13 protein-coding genes are annotated in these 17,167 nt (G+C 73.8%); 7 read left to right on the top strand and 6 right to left on the bottom strand.

The features are described from left to right. Positions 1 to 47: 47 nt before the first annotated feature. Positions 48 to 1,340, bottom strand: coding sequence for a helix-turn-helix domain-containing protein (locus IO20_RS0111180; protein WP_030549542.1), 1,293 nt, complete (start codon positions 1,338 to 1,340; stop codon positions 48 to 50). Positions 1,341 to 1,618: 278 nt separating this feature from the next. Continuing rightward, positions 1,619 to 3,256, bottom strand: a complete 1,638-nt coding sequence (locus tag IO20_RS0111175; protein WP_030549543.1) for an acyl-CoA dehydrogenase family protein — start codon at positions 3,254 to 3,256, stop codon at positions 1,619 to 1,621. Between the two features lie 17 nt (positions 3,257 to 3,273). Between IO20_RS0111175 and IO20_RS0111170 the strand changes: the two genes are divergently transcribed. Both IO20_RS0111170 and IO20_RS0111165 read left to right on the top strand, forming a co-directional pair. Beyond that, a complete protein-coding gene (locus IO20_RS0111170; protein ID WP_078945957.1) occupies positions 3,274 to 4,398 on the top strand; it encodes a YihY/virulence factor BrkB family protein in 1,125 nt (374 codons plus the stop codon). Between the two features lie 6 nt (positions 4,399 to 4,404). Then, a complete protein-coding gene (locus IO20_RS0111165; RefSeq protein ID WP_030549545.1) occupies positions 4,405 to 5,151 on the top strand; it encodes a DUF6597 domain-containing transcriptional factor in 747 nt (248 codons plus the stop codon). Here IO20_RS0111165 and IO20_RS0111160 read toward each other — a convergent pair. Beyond that, positions 5,079 to 5,501, bottom strand: coding sequence for a VOC family protein (locus tag IO20_RS0111160; RefSeq protein WP_425423712.1), 423 nt, complete (start codon positions 5,499 to 5,501; stop codon positions 5,079 to 5,081). The two genes, IO20_RS0111165 and IO20_RS0111160, sit on opposite strands and share 73 nt — an antisense overlap. 252 nt (positions 5,502 to 5,753) lie before the next feature. On the opposite strand from IO20_RS0111160, the gene IO20_RS0111155 reads away from it, so the two are divergent. From IO20_RS0111155 to IO20_RS0111140, 3 genes are all read left to right on the top strand, one after another. Next, a complete protein-coding gene (locus IO20_RS0111155) occupies positions 5,754 to 6,647 on the top strand; it encodes an SDR family oxidoreductase (RefSeq protein ID WP_030549547.1) in 894 nt (297 codons plus the stop codon). 262 nt (positions 6,648 to 6,909) lie between these two features. After that, complete coding sequence (gene rsgA / locus IO20_RS0111145) at positions 6,910 to 8,022, top strand: ribosome small subunit-dependent GTPase A (protein WP_030549548.1); 1,113 nt, start codon at positions 6,910 to 6,912, stop codon at positions 8,020 to 8,022. A gap of 63 nt (positions 8,023 to 8,085) precedes the next feature. Further along, positions 8,086 to 9,435, top strand: a complete 1,350-nt coding sequence (locus tag IO20_RS0111140) for a DNA-3-methyladenine glycosylase 2 family protein (protein ID WP_030549549.1) — start codon at positions 8,086 to 8,088, stop codon at positions 9,433 to 9,435. Positions 9,436 to 9,445: 10 nt separating this feature from the next. Here the strand turns inward: IO20_RS0111140 and IO20_RS0111135 are convergent, their stop codons facing one another. From IO20_RS0111135 to IO20_RS0111125, 3 genes are all read right to left on the bottom strand, one after another. Then, complete coding sequence (locus tag IO20_RS0111135; protein WP_030549550.1) at positions 9,446 to 9,928, bottom strand: DUF456 domain-containing protein; 483 nt, start codon at positions 9,926 to 9,928, stop codon at positions 9,446 to 9,448. 81 nt (positions 9,929 to 10,009) lie between these two features. Continuing rightward, the gene (locus tag IO20_RS0111130; protein WP_030549551.1) at positions 10,010 to 10,444 is read right to left on the bottom strand and encodes a hypothetical protein; all 435 of its coding nucleotides are present in this window, start codon (positions 10,442 to 10,444) and stop codon (positions 10,010 to 10,012) included. Between the two features lie 148 nt (positions 10,445 to 10,592). Next, a complete protein-coding gene (locus IO20_RS0111125; protein ID WP_030549552.1) occupies positions 10,593 to 11,576 on the bottom strand; it encodes a helix-turn-helix transcriptional regulator in 984 nt (327 codons plus the stop codon). 232 nt (positions 11,577 to 11,808) lie between these two features. Here IO20_RS0111125 and IO20_RS0111120 point away from each other — a divergent pair, with 232 nt between their 5' ends. Continuing rightward, entirely contained in the window at positions 11,809 to 15,582 is a 3,774-nt protein-coding gene (locus IO20_RS0111120) for a S8 family peptidase (protein WP_030549553.1), read from the top strand. Positions 15,583 to 15,705: 123 nt separating this feature from the next. Continuing rightward, the gene (locus IO20_RS0111115) at positions 15,706 to 17,118 is read left to right on the top strand and encodes a protein phosphatase 2C domain-containing protein (protein WP_030549554.1); all 1,413 of its coding nucleotides are present in this window, start codon (positions 15,706 to 15,708) and stop codon (positions 17,116 to 17,118) included. Positions 17,119 to 17,167 lie beyond the last annotated feature (49 nt).

The raw sequence follows: 17,167 nt of genomic DNA, 5'->3' as shown, positions 1-17,167 counted from the left end.
GGTATCGGCGGACAACCGGTCCGTCATCCGGACACCCGGCCTTTCGCTCACGTACGCGCCGCCGCCCGGACCGCCGGGGCCAGGGAGTGCGGCAGCAGGTCCGCCGCGCGCTCCGGCCGCAGGACCTCCACGGCGACCTCCTCCCGGAAGCGGTACGGGCGGTGCGCCAGGACCCCGGCCAGATTGCGCCGCACCCGGGACATCTCCGCCCGCACGGTCACCGTCCTCGTCCGGTCGCCGAACACGTCCTCCGCGAGGTCCGCCGCGCTCCGCCCGTCCCGGTGCAGCGCGAGCACGTACAACAGCTCGGCGTGGCGCGGGCTCAGCTCCAGCTGCCAGCTGCCCTCCGCGCCCGACACCGCCACCGTCGCGCGGCGCGGCCTGCTCAGGTCGAGCACCACCCGGGCCGCCGCCGTCGCGCCCGGGCCCTCGCCCGGCGTCTCCTCCTCCACCCGCAGCAGCCAGCCGCCCGGCAGCGGCTCCACCGCGCACAGGCCGAGCGAGGGCAGCCACAGCCGGCCGGACCCGAAGGACTTCGGCAGCGGGATCCGGTCCACCGGCGCGAGCCCGGTCACCGCCGCCGTCCAGCCGTGGGTGTCCACCGCGACGGCCCGGCCGCCCACCCGGCACAGGATCGGCGCGGCCACCGCCCGCAGCCGCTCGATCGAGCTGCGGTGCCGCTCCCGCATCTCGGCCTCGGCGAGCTGGGCCACCGAGTCCACCAGGGCCAGCATCGCCGGATGGAAGGTGGAAGCGGGACCGCTCACGTCCAGGATGCCGAGCAGCCGCCGGTCGCGCGGGTCGTGCACGGGCGCGGCGGCGCAGGTCCAGTTGTGGAGGGTGTGCACGTAGTGCTCGGCCGAGTGCACCTGCACGGCCCGGTCCATGGCGAGGGCCGTGCCGACGGCGTTGGTGCCGGTGGTGTGCTCCGACCAGGCGGCGCCCTCCTCCAGGCAGATGCCGTTCGCCTGCCGCAGCACCGCCGCGTTCCCCTGCCGCCACAGCACGCGGCCGTGCTCGTCGGTGACCACCATGATCTGGAGCGAGGTGTCGGCGATGCCGGCGAGCCCGCCGCTCAGCGTCTGCATGACCTCGGAGAGGAGCGTGCTCCTGCGCCGCTCCTCCAGCTCGTCCCGCTGGAGCAGCACACTGCTCGTGCCCTGGTCGGGGTCGAGCCCCAGCCGGGCCATCCGCTGCCAGGAGGCGTCGATCACCGGGCGGGGCGCGATCGGGGGCGTACGGCCCGCCAGGGTCTCCTCGCGCACCCGGTGGAGCAGTCGGCTGGCCTGGACGGCGTCCATGGAGGCGAGGCGCTTCATGTCGAGCTGCGTGTTCTTCATCGGTCTCTCCCAGCCACCCGGGGTGCTGTATCGGTTCTGCACGGGGCAGATGTCCGGAGTGTCGGTGCCCATCGTGCCGTTCGCCGCCGTCCGGCGAGGCCCGGTTCGGGTAATCCTGCAACCCTTTGCAACTCTGGTCGTCCACCGGCTCCCTGGGCGAAGGTGGTGTGAGCGGTGGGTGGTGCCGTGTCGGCGCAGCACCACCCCCGCTTTCCCGCGCGTACCGACCCCCTGCGGTCCACCCCTGGTGCGCGCGGCACGACTTCACTCGGCGCGCGTCAGACCTCCACCCGCGCCCGCTCCACCACCGCCCGCAGGTCCAGGGTGTGCGGCAGCGTCCCGAACGCGGCGCCGCCGTCCCCGCCGAGCCGCGCCGCGCAGAACGCGTCCGCGACCTCCGGCGGCGCCCACCGCACGAGCAGCGAGCCCTGGAGCACCAGCGCGAGCCGTTCCGTGAGCCGCCGCGCCCTCGCCTCGATCCCGTCCATGTCCGCGAGTTCGACGAGGACGCCCCGGATCGCCCGGTCCAGACGGTGGTCCGCGCCCCGCGCCTCTCCGACCTCCCGCAGGAACGCGTCGAGGGCGGCGGGCTCGGTCCGCAGCACCCGCACCACGTCGAGCGCCTGTACGTTCCCGGAGCCCTCCCAGACGGAGTTCAGCGGCGACTCCCGCAGCAGCCGGGGCATCCCCGACTCCTCCACGTACCCGTTGCCGCCCAGGCACTCGAGCGCCTCCGCCACCATCGGCGTGCAGCGCTTCGTCACCCAGTACTTCGCCGCCGGAACGGCGATACGGAGAAGGGACCGCTCCTCCGGAGTGTCGGCGTCGTAGGCCGCCGCGAGACGCAGTCCCAGGGTCGTCGCCGCCTCCGACTCCAGGGCCAGATCGGCCAGGACGTTCCGCATCAGCGGCTTGTCGATCAGCAGCCCGCCGAAGGCGCTGCGATACGCGCAGTGGTGCACGGCCTGCGCCACCGCCTGCCGCATCAGGGCCGCCGAGCCGAGCACGCAGTCCAGCCGGGTCGCCGCGACCATGCCCATGATCGAGCGCAGCCCGCGCCCCTCCTCGCCGACCCGGCGCGCCCACGTCGTCCCGTCGAACTCCACCTCCGCGGAGGCGTTCGAACGGTTGCCCAGCTTGTCCTTGAGCCGCTGGAGCGCGAAGGCGTTCCGCGAGCCGTCCGGGAGCACCCGCGGCACCAGGAAACAGGTGAGACCCGCCGGGGCCTGCGCCAGGACGAGGAACGCGTCCGACATCGGCGCCGAACAGAACCACTTGTGCCCCGTCAGGACGTACTCCCCGTCGGCCGCCAGCGGGCGGGCCTCCGTCGTGTTCGTCCGGACGTCGCTGCCGCCCTGCTTCTCCGTCATGCCCATCCCGACCAGGGCACCGGCCTTCTCCGCCACCGGACGGAGCCCCCACTCGTACACGTGCGAGGTGGCCGCCGGCTCCCAGACCTCCGCGACCTCCGGCTCGGTGCGCAGCGCCGGCACCGCGGCGTGCGTCATCGACAGCGGGCAGCCGTGCCCCGCCTCCACCTGCGACACCACCATGAATCCGGCGGCGCGTCGCACATGACCACCCGGACGGCCCCACGCGTCGGTGAGCCCGGCCCCCACCGACTTGCCGAGGAGCCGGTGCCAGGCCGGATCGAACTCGACCTCGTCGATCCGGTGGCCGTACCGGTCGTGGGTGAGCAGCCGCGGCGGGTTCGCGTTCGCACGCTCGCCCCACTTCGCCATCTGCCCCGAACCGGCCGCCTTGCCGAGCACGCCGAGATCACCGCGGGCCTCGTCGAGGAGCTCCGGCGCGAGGTGTCGCTCGACCGCCTCGGCCAGCACCCGATCGCTGTCGAAGACGTCATGTCCGACCAGGGGCGGAGCCTGGTTGGTCACGGTGTGGGTGGTCGCTGTCATGCCGATACGGTAGGCAGGTGCAGGCAGCAAGCGAAACACCCGAACGGCCCGAGCGGCGGCCCTGGAGCAGGCTCCACCGCGCGCGCGTCCTCTACCGCAACGTCTCGAAGCGGAAGATGGTCTGGCTGCTCCTCAAGGACACCGTCAACTCGTGCATCGAGTACCGGATCCTCGGCCTCGCCGCCGAGGCCGCGTTCTTCACCCTGCTGTCCCTGCCGCCGCTGCTCCTCGGTCTGATCGCCCTCCTCGGCTACGCCGACGACTGGACCAACACGGACACCGTCGCGAGCATCCAGGAGAACATCCTCCGCGCCGCCGGAACGGTCCTCTCCGACCGGGGCGTCGACGACATCGCCAAACCGATCCTGGACGACGTGACCCAGGGCAAACGGGCCGACCTGATCTCCCTCGGCTTCGCCATCGCCCTCTGGTCCGGCTCACGCGCGGTGAACGTCTTCATCGACACCATCACCGTCATGTACGGGCTCGACGGCCACCGCGGCATCGTGAAGACGAGGCTCCTGGCCTTCCTGCTCTACCTCGTCGCCCTCCTCATCGGAGCCGTCGTGCTGCCCCTCGCGGTCGTCGGCCCCGACCGGGTCGTCGAACTCGTCCCCTTCGGCACGGAGGTCGTCGCCGTCCTCTACTGGCCGGCCGTCATCCTGCTCTCCATCGCCTTCCTCACCACGCTCTACCACGTGTCCGTGCCCGTCAGATCGCCGTGGATCGAGGACATCCCGGGTGCCCTGGTCGCCCTCGGGATGTGGGTCCTCGGCAGCTTCCTGCTGCGGATCTACCTCACGAGCCAGGTCGAGGGCCCGACGATCTACGGCTCGCTCGCCGCGCCCATCGCCGTCCTCCTCTGGATCGGCATCTCGGCCTTCGCAGTCCTCGTCGGCGCCGCGGTGAACGCCGCCATCGACCGCGTCTGGCCCTCCGTCGCCACCGCCGCCGCCCGCGAGGCCAACGAACGCGCCCGCGCCGTCCAGGCGGCGGAACTCGTCGCCCGCGTGCGCGCCGAGGCGGACGACGTCGACGAGGACGACCCGGACATGCCCTCGGAGTTCCCCGAACGCTGGTCCCGCTTCCTCCCCCCGGACGACGTCAAGGCCCGCCTCCACTCGGGCTGGGAGAAGGACTGACCCCGGGTGTACGAGGAGCGCCCCGCCCTGCTCGACGGAGCCGTCCTGTGGACCCGGACCGCCGCTCCGTCGCCGGAGAGCGCACGCCCGGTCCTTCCCGACGGCTGCATGGACCTGATCTGGGCCGACGGACACCTCCTCGTCGCCGGACCCGACACGCGCGCGTACGTACCGCGGGAGACCGCCGTACGGTACGCGGGGATCCGCTTCGCGCCCGGTGACGCGCCCGCCTTCTTCGGCGTCCCGGCCCGCGAACTCCGTGACCGACGGGTCGCCCTCGGCGCCCTGTGGGACGAGGCCGGGGCGCGCCGCCTCGCCGAACGGATCGCCGAGGCGCCCGACCCCGCCGGCGCCCTGGACGAACTCGTACGGCTCAGGGCGGCCGAGGCGCCCGCGCCCGATCCGCTGATCCGGGCCGTCGCCGAGCGGCTCGCGGCCGGCCGGCCGGTCGCCGAGACGGCCGACGCGGTCGGGCTCGGCGCCCGGCAGCTGCACCGGCGGTCCCTGGACGCCTTCGGCTACGGCCCGAAGACCCTCGCCCGCGTCCTCCGCCTCCAGCGCGCCCTCGCCCTGGTCCGCGCCGGAGTGCCGTACGCCGAGGCCGCCCTGCGCGCGGGCTGCGCCGACCAGGCCCATCTCGCGCGCGAGACACGGGCCCTGGCGGGAACGACGCTCGGCGCCTACGCGCTCTCGGCGGCGGCGTCGGCGAACAGGGAGACCCCGCAGCCGTCCGGGTCGAGGACCACCGCGTAACGCTGGCCCCAGACGGCGTCCCAGGGCGTCAGATGTCCCCGGTACCCGGCGCCGACCAGCTCCTCGTACACCGCGTCCACGTCCGCCGGCGTACCGCACCGGAAGGCGAGCTCGATCCGGTTCCCGCCCTCGGGCCGCTGCCGGCCGGGATCGAAGGAGCGCACGACGTCCTCGGTGTCCCAGGCGATCCGCAGCCCGCCGGGCAGCGCGACCTCCACGTGCGGGGCGGACTCGGCCCCCTCGGGAACGTCCACGCCGAGACGGCGGTAGAAGGCGAGCGAGGCGGCCATGTCCGAGACGACGAGGCCGACGAGGTCGAGACGGGGAGTGACCCGGGGTGCGATGTCCATGCCTCCCATGCTGGACGCCGCACCCACCGAGGTCTTGTACGAATCGGTCACGACTTCCTGTCCTCGGACGTCCTTCTCCCCCCTTTCGGGTGCCTCCTGGCAGGCGACCACCGGATCGGGTGCTCGGCCCGTCGAAGACCGCCGCACGGTTCCGCCCGGCCCGCACGCCGGGCGGGACGTGACGGCGCGGGATAATCTCGACCCCTCCGCCGAGGCGTGGACTCGAGAGGCAGCCGACGGAAGGGAGACGCCGTGCGCGGGTCTGTACTGGAGGGCCGGATCGCCGTCGTCACCGGCGCGGCGCGTGGTGTGGGCGCCGCTCTGGCACGGGAGCTCTCGGCCCACGGCATGCGTGTGGCACTGCTGGGCAGGGAGACTGCGACCCTGCGCTCGGTGGCCCGCACTTTGCCGGGGGACGCACGCTGTTACGGGGTGGACGTCACCGACAGGGCGGGCATGACGCGGACGGCCGCCGAAGTGGCGGGCGACATGGGCCAGGCCTCCGTGGTCGTCGCCAACGCGGGCATCGCCGCCACCGGTCCGTTCGAGACCGCCGACCCGGAGCTGTGGGAACGCGTGGTGGGCGTCAACCTGCTCGGCAGCGCGACCACCGCCCGCGTGTTCCTGCCCCACCTCGTCCGGACGCGCGGGTACTTCCTCCAGATCGCCAGCACCGCCGCTTTCGGCGCGGCTCCGATGATGAGCGCGTACTGCGCCTCGAAAGCGGGCGCCGAGTCGTTCGCCCTCTCGCTCCGGGCCGAGATGGCGCCGGCAGGGGTCGGCGTGGGCATCGCCTATCTGCACTGGACCGGTACGGCCATGACGCAGGACATCGACGAGCATCCCGTGCTGCGCGCGCTCCGGTCCTCCCAGCCGCGCTTCGCCGGACGCGTGCACGAGGCGGAACAGGTCGCACGCTGGCTGCGCCACGGTGTCGAGCGGCGTGCGGCCGGCATCTACTGCCCGCCCTGGCTCAGACTCATGCAACCCCTGCGACCGCTCTTCCCCTTCGTCGTCGCCCGTGTCGCCCGCCGGGGCCTGGCGCACCTCGACACCGCCGCCGTCGAAGAGGCGGCGGGCATCCTGGGCGCGGGAGGCCTCGCCGACTGGCAGGCTCCCCGGCCGCACGACGCGTCACCACCGTGACCGCCGTCGTGCGGCGAGGCCCCCGTTTAATCGGTGGCGCGCTGCCGTCCGCGGGACTATGGTTCTGCTCATCCGGTCCCCGTGGGGCCGGAGTTGGCTCGTTGAGAAGAAGCAGGAGGTGAGGACATTGATGACTGTCACGGAGACGGGCTCTGCCCGCATTCAGGAGTTCATCGTTCCCACCCCTGTGGCCTCCGGCTGACACCCACTCGACTTCCGCGCGCAGAGCGCGCCGCCGGGGCCGCCCTTCGAAGGGTTTCCCTTGTCTTTCCCGCTTTCCTCCGTCATCTCCGACTCCTCGCTGCTCGACGCCCACGGCTGGGACTCCGGCTGGGCCTCCCTCTTCGCGCCCTACGCCGCCCAGGGACTCGTCCCCGGACGGGTCGTCCGGGTCGACCGCGGGCAGTGTGACGTCGCCACCGCCGAGGGGATCGTGCGCGCCGACACCGCGTTCGTGACCCCGCACGACCCGCTCCGGGTCGTCTGCACCGGCGACTGGGCGGCCGTCGACCCGGCCGACGCCGGCGATCCCCGCTACGTACGGGCGTGTCTGCCGCGCCGTACGGCCTTCGCGCGCTCCACCTCCTCCAAGCGGTCCGAGGGGCAGATCCTCGCCGCCAACGTCGACCACGCCGTCATCACGGTCTCGCTCGCCGTCGAGCTCGACCTCGGCCGGATCGAGCGCTTCCTCGCCCTGGCCTGGGAGTCCGGCGCCCAGCCGACCGTCGTCCTCAGCAAGGCGGACCTCGTTCCCGACCCCGTCGGTCTCTCCTACCTCGTCGAGGACGTGGAGACCGTCGCCCCCGGCGTCCAGGTGGTGCCCCTCAGCTCCACCACCGGCGAGGGCCTCGACGTGCTCTCCGCGGTGGTCGCGGGCGGCACGACCGTGCTCCTCGGGGTCTCCGGCGCCGGCAAGTCGACCCTCGCCAACGCCCTCGTCGGCGAGGACGTCATGACCGTCCAGGCCGCCCGCGACATCGACGGCAAGGGCCGGCACACCACGACCACCCGCAACCTCTTCGTGCTGCCGGGCGGGGGAGTCCTCATCGACACCCCCGGTCTGCGCGGCGTCGGCCTCTGGGACGCCGAGACGGGCGTCGGCCAGGTCTTCTCGGAGATCGAGGAGCTGGCCGCGGACTGCCGCTTCCACGACTGCGCCCACGAGGCGGAGCCGGGCTGCGCGGTGGCGGCGGCGATCGAGGACGGCTCGCTGCCCGTGCGCCGCCTGGAGAGCTACCGCAAGCTGCTCCGGGAGAACCAGCGGATCGTGGCCAAGACCGACGCCCGACTGCGCACCGAGATGCTCAAGGACTGGAAGCGCAGGGGCGCCGAGGGCCGCCGTGCCATGGAGCTGAAGCGCGGCCACGCCCGCTAGAGCATGAACGTCGTGTCCGAAAACCGCGAGCCCGCCGCCCGGCGGGCCCGCACACTGGGAGGCATGAAGGACGACGACACCCGCTACGAGGCGGTGAGCAGCAGGGACGCGCGGTTCGACGGGGAGTTCTTCTTCGCCGTACGGACCACCGGCATCTACTGCCGTCCCAGCTGCCCCGCCGTCACCCCCAAGCGGCGGAACGTCGCGTTCTTCCCGACGGCCGCCGCCGCCCAGGGCCACGGCTTCCGGGCCTGCCGCCGCTGCCGTCCCGACGCCGTGCCCGGCTCCGCCGCCTGGGACGTACGGGCCGACGTCGTGGGCCGCGCCATGCGGATGATCGGCGACGGCGTCGTCGACCGCGAGGGCGTGCCCGGACTCGCCGGACGCCTCGGCTACAGCACCCGCCAGGTGCAGCGCCAGCTCACCGCCGAGCTCGGCGCCGGGCCCGTCGCGCTCGCCCGCGCCCAGCGGGCGCACACCGCGCGGCTGCTGCTCCAGACCACCGGCCTGCCGGTGACCGAGATCGCCTTCGCGGCCGGTTTCGCCAGCGTCCGCCAGTTCAACGAGACGATCCGCGCCGTCTACGCCCGCACCCCCACCGCCCTGCGCGCGGAGGCGGGCAGCGGCGCGGGAGCCCGTACCGCGCTCGCCGCAGGCGTCCCGCTGCGGCTCGCCCACCGGGGGCCGTACGCGGCCGGGGAGGTCTTCGACCTGCTGGCGGCCGAGGCCGTGCCCCGCGTGGAGGAGGTCGTCGGCGCCCCCGGCGCCCGCACCTACCGGCGGACGCTGCGCCTCCCGTACGGCACCGGGGTCGTCTCCGTCGACGAGCGCTCGGCCGGGCGCTGGCTGGACGCCCGGATCCATCTCACCGAGCTGCGCGACCTGACCACCGCCGTGCACCGGCTGCGCCGCCTCTTCGACCTGGACGCCGACCCGTACGCGGTCGCCGAACGTCTCGGGGCGGCACCCGGCCTCGCCGCCGAGGTGGCGGCCCGGCCCGGGGTGCGGTCCCCCGGCACGGCCGATCCTGAGGAGTTCGCCCTGCGGACGGTCCTCGGCGCGGTGGAGTCGGCCCGGGTCGTCGAGCGGTACGGGACCCTCCTGGCCACGGCCTGCGGCACCCTGACCCACGTCTTTCCGGAACCCGTCGCCCTGACCGGCCACCCCGTCGCGGGACCGCTGGCCCGCGCCCTCGCCGACGGAGCCGTACGCCTCGATCCCGGCGCCGACCGCGACGAGGCCGAGCGCGCCCTGCTCGCCGTCACCGGTGTGACCGCCGAGTCCGCCGCCCTCATCCGGATGCGGGCCCTCGGCGACCCGGACGTCCCCCCGCCGGGCTGCCGGGCCACCGAGGACTGGCGGCCGTGGCGTTCGTACGCGGCGCGCTATCTCGCGACGGCCCCGGTCTCCTGAACGACCCGTCTCACCCCCACAGCACCGCCCCCGCCCATGCCCCCACGATCAGCAGACAGGCGAACAGCTCGACGAGCACGCTCGTGCCGGCCGCCCGCATCACCGTCCGGGTCGCCGCCCTGGCCTGGCCGTGCCCGCCGAGCCGGAGCCGCTCCGAGAGGTAGATCCCGCCGACGAAGCCGGGGATCGCGCCGACCACCGGGACGATCACGAAGCCCAGGAGCGCGCCGAGACCGGCGTACGTCACCATCCGCCGGGTGATGCCCACGCCTCTCATGCGGCGGGGCGGCAGCTGCCAGACGACGACCTGGGTGAGCAGCAGGAGGCCGGTGGTGCAGGCCAGCAGGATCCAGGCCAGGTCCGTCCGCTCGTGCAGCGACCACCAGAGCATCGCCGCCCACACCAGCCACGTGCCCGGCACGCCGGGGGCCAGCACCCCGAACAGACCGAGCAGCATGACCGTCGCGACCATCAGGAGCTGCCAGACACCCACCTGCCCAGGGTGCAGGATGGTGCGGGTTCCCGCAGGTCGCAGCGGGCGGACGGGGTACGCGAGACGGGGACCCCGGGGCCGTCAGGCCGCCAGGGGGAGCGCGGCGGCCACCAGATCGCGGTCCTTGCGGCCGAGCAGCGGGAAGACGATCTTCAGGCCGTTCCCGCCCTCGGCGGGGGAGACGACGAAGGAGGAGTTGACGAACCGCTCCTTGATCTCCGAGCGGACGAGGCCCGCGCGCGCGATCGTCAGGGCGTGCTCCACCGGCTTGGCGAAGACCGGGTCCGCCCGGTGGACGAGGATCCGGCGGTCGGTCATCGTCAGGTACATCGGCGTCGGCACCGGTATCACCGCCATCGCGCCGGCGGACGCGATGGCGGAGGCCACGGCGAACGCCGCCGTCCGCCGCACGGAGACGCTGCTCAGGTTCACGACGGTCGTCACCTCGACGCGCTCCCCGGGTTCGAGGAGGGGGTGGACGGTGGCGAGCAGGGCGCGACGGCGCCTTCCGTTCATGGCGGTACTCCTGAGGTGCGAGGTGCGGGGTGCGGCGGTATGCGGAACCAGCCGCTCACCCTGCCACACGCCCGGACGTCGGCCGCGGGCCACCCGGCCCTTCTCGTACGGCCTCAGCCGCGGGCCACCCGGCCCTTCTCGTACGGCCTCAGCCGCGGGCCACCCAGCCCTTCTCGTACGCGTGCCAGCCGAGCTGCAGACGGGTCGTCACCCCGGTCAGCTCCATCAGGCCCTTCACCCGTCTCTGTACCGTCCGGAGCCCCAGGTCCAGCTGCTTGGCCACGCTCGCGTCCGTCATCCCGGCGAGCAGCAGCGACAGGATCTCCAGGTCCATGGCGTCCGGGCCGGGGGCCTCGTCCTCGGTGATCTGGGCGCCCGCCCCGAGGCGCAGCGGCAGCGCCTCCCGCCACACCGACTCGAACAGGCCGAGCAGCGATTCGAGGAGCCCGCTCGCGTGCACCACGATCGCCGCGGGCTCCACGCCCCGCCCGGTCAGCGGGACCATGGCGAGGGACCGGTCGGCCACCACCAGCTTGGTGGGGACCCGGTCGGCGACCCGGATCCGCTCCTCGCGGCCGAGCGCCGCGGAGAGTTCCAGGAGCCCGGAGGGGAGCGTGAGCACCTCGCGCTCGATCACCACCCGGTAGCGCACCCCCCGCTCGGCGGCCTGTTCCTCCGCGTCGTTCTCCAGGCCGGTGACGGCGATCGGCTTGCCCGTCACCAGGGCGCAGACCTCCTCCTGAGCGCCCAGCTGGAGCTGGAGGAAACGGTGGGTGACGGCGCTCGCGCCGGTCACCACCTCCACCAGGTCGTGCACGGCAGCCTCCGCCGCCTCCGCCCGGTACTCCTCGGCGAGCAGCGCCGCCGCCAGCTCCGCCTGCTCCAGTTCGTGCCGCTGCTGGGTGAGGAGCGCGCCGAGCGCCACCCCCGGGGGCGCCGCCACCCACCGCCCGGTCCTGGCCGAGGACTGGGCGGCGAGCCCCTGCGACTCGAGGCGGCGCAGCGCGCGCTCGGTGTCCCGCTCGGGCAGTGCGAGCCGGTGCGCGAGATCGGTCACCTCGGCCGCGCCCAGCGCGACCAGCGCGCGGTACGCGGATTCCTGGCGCTCGTCGAGTCCTATCGCTCCCAGCATGGATGCCCCACCCCTCGCCGTACCCGCGGCGGACGTCCCGGATCTTCCCGGGACGTTCACCGGAGGCATTCGTTCCGTTGGTGACCTGGCGGGAAACGGCCACGGCGTATTCCCGCCTTCCCCATCATCCCTGTACCGCCCTCACCTCTGCCAATGTGGCGCCACCGCAGCACCGACAGCCTCCGGAGACGGGTGTTCTGCGCCCAATTTCCGGAATCAGATGGGGAGAGCGATGCGCCCGATTTCGCGTACGGCCCTGGGGGCGGCGACCGCCGTCGTCCTGGCCGTCACCGCGGTCGCGCCGTCCACGGCGAACGAGCCGCAGGACGACACGGCCGGCAAGCGACCGCTGGTAGGAAGCGAGGCCGCGGCCCGCGCCGGGGACCGGCCCGTCACCGTGACCCTGGTCACCGGCGACCGCGTCGTGGTGAGCCGCGACGCCGACGGCAACCCCGCCGCCACGGCCCTGCCCCGCGAGGACGGCACCGTCCCCCTGGTCCAGACCCGCCGTTCCGGTCAGGACCTGTACGTCTACCCCGAGGCCGCCACCGCCGCCCTCGCCGCGGGCCGTGTGGACCAGGAACTCTTCAACGTCACCGGACTCGTCCGGCAGGGCTACGACGACACCTCCACCACCACGCTCCCCCTCATCGCGGTCTACGGCACCGACCTCGCCCGGTCCGTCCCCGCCGCCCCGCGCGGCGCCCGGCGCGGCCAGGTCCTGAAGACCGTCGACGGCGTCGCGCTCAAGGCGGACAAGAAGCAGGCCGCGACCTTCTGGGCCGACGTGAACGCCCCCGCGGCCCGCTCCGCCTCCGGCATCCGGAAGCTCTGGCTCGACCGCAAGGTCCAGGCCACCCTGGAGCGGTCGACGAAGCAGGTCCACGCCCCCGAGGCCTGGGCCGCCGGCTACGACGGCACGGGCACCAAGGTCGCCGTCCTCGACACCGGCGCCGACGCCGAGCACCCCGACCTCAAGGGCCGCATCACCGCCGCGGAGAACTTCACCGACTCCGACACCGCCGACGACCGCCAGGGCCACGGCACCCACACCCTCTCCACCGTCGGCGGCTCAGGCGCCGCGAGCGACGGCACGAAGAAGGGCGTCGCACCCGGCGCGGGCCTCCTCAACGGCAAGGTCCTCAACGACCACGGCTCCGGCGCCGCCTCCTGGATCATCGCGGGCATGGAGTGGGCCGTCGCCCAGGGCGCCGACGTCGTCTCGATGAGCCTCGGCAGCCCCGTACCCACCGACTGCACCGACCCGATGAGCGTCGCGGCCGAGGAACTCGCCCAGAACGAGGGCACGTTGTTCGTCATCGCCGCCGGCAACACCGGCCCCACCCTCAACACGGTCTCCTCGCCCGGCTGCGCGCCCAGCGTGCTCACCGTCGGCGCCACCGACCGCGACGACTCCACCGCGTGGTTCTCCAGCCGCGGCCCGACCATCGTCAACCACACCCTCAAGCCCGAGATCGCCGCGCCCGGCGTCGGCATCTCCGCCGCCGCGGCCGGTGGCCGGGGCGTGTACGCCTACCAGTCCATGTCCGGTACGTCGATGGCCACCCCGCACGTCGCGGGCGCCGCCGCCATCGTCAAGCAGCGCCACCCCGACTGGACCGCCCAGCAGGTCAAGGCCGCGCTCGTCGGCTCCGCCGAGAGCTCCGTCCCCGGCGACGTCCGCGAGGTCGGCGGCGGCCGGCTCGACGTCAAGGCCGCCGTCGACCAGACGGTCCTCGGCGCGCCGGCCGTCCAGGGCGGCACGTTCAACTGGCCGCAGGACCGCACGGACCGCACCACCGTCTCCGTCCCGTACACCAACACCTCCGACGCCCCCGTCACCCTGGCCCTGGCCGTCGAGAAGGTCACCGGCAACGACGGCACCCCCGTGCGGAGTTCGGTCGCCCGCCTCGGCGCGCGGACCGTCACCGTCCCGGCCGGAGCCACCGTCCGTGTCCCCCTGGACATCGACCCCGCGGCCCGCCTCGACCGCGCACAGTACGGCGACGTCACCGGGCGGATCGTCGCCACCGGCGCCGCCACCGGCACTGGGAGCACGCACGTCTCCACCCCGTTCTCGCTGTACGTCGAGCCCGAGACCGTCACCCTGCGCGTCAAGCTGATCGACCGTCAGGGCAAGCCCGCCGCCGGCGCCTCCTCCCTCGACGTCATCGGCACCGACGACGCCAGCGGCGAACGCCGCTTCAACGACGGCGCCGCCGACCAGGTCTACCGCCTGCGCCCCGGCAGCTACTTCCTCTCCTCCTTCGTCACCACCCCCGACGCGGGTGAGGGCGCCACGCTGAACGACTCGCTCAGCTACCTCGGCCGCCCGCAGCTGGAGCTGAAGAAAGACACCACCGTCGTCCTCGACGCCCGCAGGGCGCACAAGCTGTCGGTGAGGACCGACAAGGCCACCGAACTCCGCGGCGCCACCCTCGCGTTCGCCCGCTCCTGGGACGACGTCTGGCTGCACTCCGGCACCGCCGCGGGACCGCGCACCATCCGCGGCTACTACGCCTCCGTCGAAGGCGCCGCCGACGAGGGCGACTTCGAGTTCGGCAGCTACTGGCGCGCCGCCGCCCCGAAGATCACCTCGCTGCGCACCACCGACGGCCTGACCCTGCACCCGGTCACCGCCTCCCTCGGCTCCGACAACCTCGACGGCACCGGCTCCGCCCGCCTCGTCGACGCCGGAACCGGCACCCCGGACGAGCTCAAGGCCGCCGGCGTCCAGGGCCGCATCGCCCTCGTCCGCCTGCCCGACGACTCCACCAACGCGGGCGCCGTCACCCGAAACGCCAAGGCCGCGGGGGCCGTCGCCGTCCTGCTGCACCGCTCGACCGCCCACCGCTGGTACCCCGGCGGCTCCTTCACCGGCCTGGGCCTCGCAGCCCTCGCCGTCCCCGCCGACGAGGCGGCCCAGCTGCTCGCCAAGCTGGCGGCGGGCGAGGTCACCCTCGCCTGGCAGGCCACCGCCAAGAGCCCGTACGTCTACAGCCTCGCCTTCCCCGAGACGGGGTCGATCCGGGACGAGAAGACCTACCGGGTCCACGACGGCAACCTCGGCCGTACGGACGCCACCTACGGCTCGGCCGGCATCGCGACGGACTTCATCGAGAGCCCGGCCGCCGTCCGGCCCGACGGCACCAGCGTCTCCTTCAGCTGGATCGAGCCGCTCCCGGCCCCCGGCACCCGGGCCGAGTACTACACAGCCGGTGACACGCGCTGGGAGCAGATGGTCAGCAGCAGCTTCCCGTTCGGCGAGTTCATGAGGGGCACGCCCCGCGCCTACACGGCGGGCGAGCGGCGCACCGAGGCCTGGTACGACGGAGTCCTCGCCCCCACGGCCCCGCGCGACACGACCGGCGAGCCGATCCTCGTCTCCGAGCGCCAGGGCAACCTCATCGGCTTCGCCGACGCCATGTGGGGCGACGGCACCCACCACGCCGAGGCCGGCTCCTTCGGAGACATCGGCAATCTCAGCCTCAGCCGCGACGGCGAGGTCCTCGGCAGCACCGGATGGCCGTTCGGAGTGTTCGAGGTACCGTCCGACGCCGGGACGTACACACTCGAGCAGAACACCATGAAGATAGGCAGCAAGGTGTGGGCCCGCTCCACATCCGTCAACTCGGTGTGGAAATTCACCTCCAAGCTTGACGAGAGCGTCTATTCTCAGGGCATCCCGATTCTCTTCCCCCGGTACGACCTTCCGGAGGACGGACTCAAGACCCTCGCCGCGACCGACGGCCAGCACATCGGCCTCACCGCGACGGGTCACGCGGGCTACACCCCCGCAGCGCTCACCTCGGCCAAGCTCTCGTACTCCTACGACGGGGGTACGACCTGGACCGAAGCGCGGGTCTCCCAGCAGGGCGGTTCCTGGACCGCGACCGTGAACCACGCGGGCGCGACCGGCAAGCCCGTCACCCTGAAGACCGAACTGACGGACGCCAACGGCAACTCCGTCATCCAGACCGTGGTCCGCGCCTACGACGTGCGCTGATCACGACGGTCCGCCGGGCGTCCTTCCCGTGGGGGGTGGGGCCGCCCGGCGGACCACCCATTTGCAGCAACGGTTTTCCTGATGTCCCGTTTTCGGGCGCCGTGCGCGGTGGACAATAAGGGCATGACTCAGCAGGGGGACAGCAACTGGTGGGACAAGCTCTACGACGAGTCGGTGCCGGACACGGCCCCGGCGGTCTCGGGTGACACGCTCGACGACCACTTCGTCACGGCGACCAGGGCCACGACGGGCCCGCCCTCGCCGCGCCCGCCGGACATGACGACGGAGCGGGCCCGGACACCGGCGCACGCGGACGACAAGGCGCCCTGGGAGTCCCCTTCGGGCGGACCCAGGACCTTCCCCTCGCCGCCTCCTCCGGCGCCCCCGGCTCCCGAACCGCCGGTCGTCGAGACGCCCACCGTCCAGGTGCCGGTGCCGCCCCTCGGCCCGGTCCCTGGCGAGGCCGACACCGGCGCGGGCGCCGACCCGGACGCGGCCGACCGCGACCTCACCGTCGAGGTCTCCGTGCCCCGGCCCCGTACCGGGTTCGTCGGCAGCAGACCGCCCACCTACGAGGCCGAGCCGACCGCCCTGCCCGTCGCCCGTCCCGGCGAACTCGGCGAACTGGTCCCCGACACCGTCCTCGACGGCGCCCGCTACGGCACCTGCACCGTGCGGGCCGCCTCCGTACGGGGCGACTCCGCCCGCTACCGGGGCGAGCCCCGCCGCGACGCCCTGCTCACGGCCCGCTTCGGCCACGACGAGACCGCCCTCGTCCTCATCGCCGTCGCCGCCGGATCCCGCGCCGCCGAAGACGCCCACCTCGCCGCCTCCGACGCCTGCCGGTGGATCGCCGAGGCCGTCTGCCGCAGCCACGCCCGGCTCTCCGAGGACATCAGGACCGGCCGCCGCGGCGACCTCAAGTCCGGGCTGCACCGGCTCACCGACCGCACCTACGGCAAGCTCAGGGCCCGCGCCGCCGAACGCGGCCTGGCCCCCGACGAGTACACCGCGACCCTCCGCTGCCTCCTCGTGCCCGCCGACCCCGCCTGCCGCACCCGGGTCTTCTTCGGCATCGGCGGCGGCGGTCTCTTCCGGCTCCGCGACGGCGCCTGGCAGGACATCGAACCGCTCCTGCCCGAACCGGCCGCCGTCACCGGCGCCCCCGTCGTCGGCTTCGGCTCCCCGCCGCCGGAGCCGGTCGCCTCCACGAACGAGGAGACCGAAGAGGGCGACCGGCTCACCATGGACCTCGGCATCACCACCGCTCCCGCGCCGCTCGTCGAGGGTCCCGTACCACCGCCCGCCGAGCCCTTCCGCTTCCGCGCCTCAGTCGCCCGTCCCGGTGACACCCTGCTCCTCGCCTCTCCCGGTCTCGCCGAGCCGATGCGCGGTGAGCCCGCTCTCGCCCGGGAGCTGGCCGCCCGCTGGGCCGGTGCCGAGCCGCCCGGCCTGGCCGCCTTCCTCGCCGACAGCCAGCTCAGGGTGACCGGTTACGCCGACGACCGTACGGGGGTGGGCGTCTGGGAGGCGTAACCCACGGGGCGCATCCCGTCGGGCGCATCCCGTCGGGCCATGGGTTGAT

It is taken from the genome of Streptomyces exfoliatus (genome assembly GCF_000725545.1).
GTDB lineage: Bacteria > Actinomycetota > Actinomycetes > Streptomycetales > Streptomycetaceae > Streptomyces > Streptomyces exfoliatus.
This window is presented reverse-complemented; position numbering and strand designations above follow the sequence as displayed.

Excerpts from the sequence above, each read along its gene's own strand:
- IO20_RS0111180 (WP_030549542.1), bottom strand. The coding sequence starts at position 1,340 with ATGAAGAACACGCAGCTCGACATGAAGCGCCTCGCCTCCATGGACGCC.
- IO20_RS0111175 (WP_030549543.1), bottom strand. The coding sequence starts at position 3,256 with ATGACAGCGACCACCCACACCGTGACCAACCAGGCTCCGCCCCTGGTC.
- IO20_RS0111160 (WP_425423712.1), bottom strand. The coding sequence starts at position 5,501 with ATGGACATCGCACCCCGGGTCACTCCCCGTCTCGACCTCGTCGGCCTC.
- IO20_RS0111140 (WP_030549549.1), top strand. The coding sequence starts at position 8,086 with ATGAAGGACGACGACACCCGCTACGAGGCGGTGAGCAGCAGGGACGCG.
- IO20_RS0111130 (WP_030549551.1), bottom strand. The coding sequence starts at position 10,444 with ATGAACGGAAGGCGCCGTCGCGCCCTGCTCGCCACCGTCCACCCCCTC.
- IO20_RS0111125 (WP_030549552.1), bottom strand. The coding sequence starts at position 11,576 with ATGCTGGGAGCGATAGGACTCGACGAGCGCCAGGAATCCGCGTACCGC.
- IO20_RS0111120 (WP_030549553.1), top strand. The coding sequence starts at position 11,809 with ATGCGCCCGATTTCGCGTACGGCCCTGGGGGCGGCGACCGCCGTCGTC.
- IO20_RS0111115 (WP_030549554.1), top strand. The coding sequence starts at position 15,706 with ATGACTCAGCAGGGGGACAGCAACTGGTGGGACAAGCTCTACGACGAG.